This window comes from Clostridium sp. HV4-5-A1G, from assembly GCF_900184915.1.
Taxonomy (GTDB): Bacteria; Bacillota; Clostridia; order Clostridiales; family Clostridiaceae; genus Clostridium_B; species Clostridium_B aromativorans.
The window spans coordinates 1-2,084 of the sequence record NZ_FXYI02000310.1; the positions used below are offsets into that span (position 1 = coordinate 1).

Consider the following 2,084-nt stretch of genomic DNA (forward strand, 5'->3'; position numbering starts at 1 on the left):
ATATTTTAGTATAAACATTATATTAAAATATAAACTGTATATATGATGTTTTTTATGATAGTCACTAGAAAAATTGAAAAAAATTTTTAAATTTTATACAAATAACAGCCCTTGAATGTATTATGCTCTGCTCAAAGGAAAAGTCATACAGTGTATTCCTCCGCCGTGCTTAAACATTTCGCTTATATGAGTCTCTATTACTTCAATTCCATAGGATCTCAGAGCACTGTTGACTTCTCTATTATCCCTGAAGGACACTACTTTTTCATTTCCCAGTGCCTGAAGGTTGCAGTGGCATTTCAGCAAATTTTCTCTATTCACTTCTATGAATTTGAAATTTCTGTCCTTCAATATGTTCAGAAATTCATCTGGAAGGACTTCACTGCATATTACAGCAAGCTTTTCCGCCACTATGTTAAAGCACATATCCAGATGAAGACATTTTTCAGGAGATTTAACGGATATTATTTCATAACCATATCTACTTCCTATCTGCTTCCTTATTTCATCAATTCCTGTCTCATCAGTACGCTCCAATATGCCTATGGCCATGGTCTTATCGTCCAGCATCCAGAAGTCGCCGCCCTCAAAATGTCCTCTGCTGCACCTTGCAATACATGGAATTTCAAGTTCCTTCATTTTCTTTTCATAGGCTTCTGTCTCGCCCTCCCTGGGATGTATTCTAAAATTCCCCAGTATATAACCTTCTTTTACGCAGGCGCCAAAATCCCTGGCAAATACCTGATCATGCAAATTGCGATCCGGTGTCATTAAAACCACTTCAACTCCATTTGACCTATACGCCTCAACCAGTTCATCATGTTCCTTCATGCAAAGCTCACTGTTTATTTTAGCTTTATTGCCATTTCTACCTGCATTTTCCTTTAAATATGCATAGGTAGGAGGGCACATAAGTACTTTTTTCAAAGATGCAGTCGAGTTTCTTACAAAACATCTGTCCACTTTTGTATTCACCTTTGTTTCCTCCTTATGATCATAGAGTTTTCTATATTTTATATTACCCCGTTATGTTATATATTATCAAATAATTCCTATGTCAAAGTGCAGCCTTGGCCCAAAGTACATTAAAAATAATTTTTCAGCCTCTCATTTTCTTTCCTATATTCACTCCTAAGATTTTTCACTGCAGAATCATACTCTCCCCGTGTACAAGCACCTTCTTTAAGATCCCTATTCAGCTGATTAATCCTCCTCAATATTCCTCTCATTGCTTTGCTTTTTAAATTCAAACACCTCCCTTTCTCTAGCAAGCTTTGCTTGAAACTCCATATCCCTTCTTTTTTCATCTTCATATAAATCAATTGCACTTTTCTTACTAAAAACCCTGCCATTTTTTAAATATGATATAAGTTTTTTAAGAATTTCTTCATTCTGATATTCTTCTGTCACTTCACATTCATTTTCCAAAAAAAATGAATTATTTTTGTATCTGTTCTCCAGTTCATTTATTTTTTCTGAAAATTTTCCGGTTAGATCATTCTTTCCGCTTTCAATTTCTCTGGAACGTTCGCCGCTTGATTCTCTCCACTTCATGTCTTTTTCTCTTTTTACACCATCAATACGCTTATTTTTCTCCTCAATTAAACTGTTAATTTCTCTGGTGTTACTATCAATTTTTTGCACCATTCCAACAACATCAGACTCTTTATCTATTTTTTTTATAATAATATCTTTTCTATCACATAATGTTTTATAGGAATCACTGCAGCATTTTACTCTGGCTTCTACACTTTTTAAACGAACTCTACATTTTCCACGGAAACACAATATCCCAAGGACAAAAGCCGCAGTGCCAATCCAATGAGACAATCCCAAAACTATATTGACAAGAAACCCTCCAATAAAAGATATAATTACTATAGAACTCACCCATTTATAGAATTCATCAGATAAAATCACAGAACGTGAACTACCACCACTTATAGAAGTGGATGGCTTCTTAGTCAATATTCCTAATGGAACAAGTTTACCTAAGCTCTAAAGGTCGAACCAACCTCAGTGTATTGCCAAAATTATATGGCTAATTTCAGCAGATTTTTGCTGGCGTTTATATCCCTGTCATG

Annotated in this window: 2 protein-coding genes; both read right to left on the bottom strand. The window is 34.9% G+C overall.

Going from position 1 to position 2,084, the window contains the following annotated elements:
- Positions 1–120: 120 nt before the first annotated feature.
- Complete coding sequence (locus J5G60_RS18090) at positions 121–963, bottom strand: dimethylarginine dimethylaminohydrolase family protein (protein WP_190972222.1); 843 nt, start codon at positions 961–963, stop codon at positions 121–123.
- Between the two features lie 240 nt (positions 964–1,203).
- Positions 1,204–1,968 (bottom strand): hypothetical protein, encoded by a 765-nt coding sequence (locus tag J5G60_RS18095; protein WP_150357640.1) that lies wholly within the window; start codon positions 1,966–1,968, stop codon positions 1,204–1,206.
- Positions 1,969–2,084: the final 116 nt, after the last annotated feature.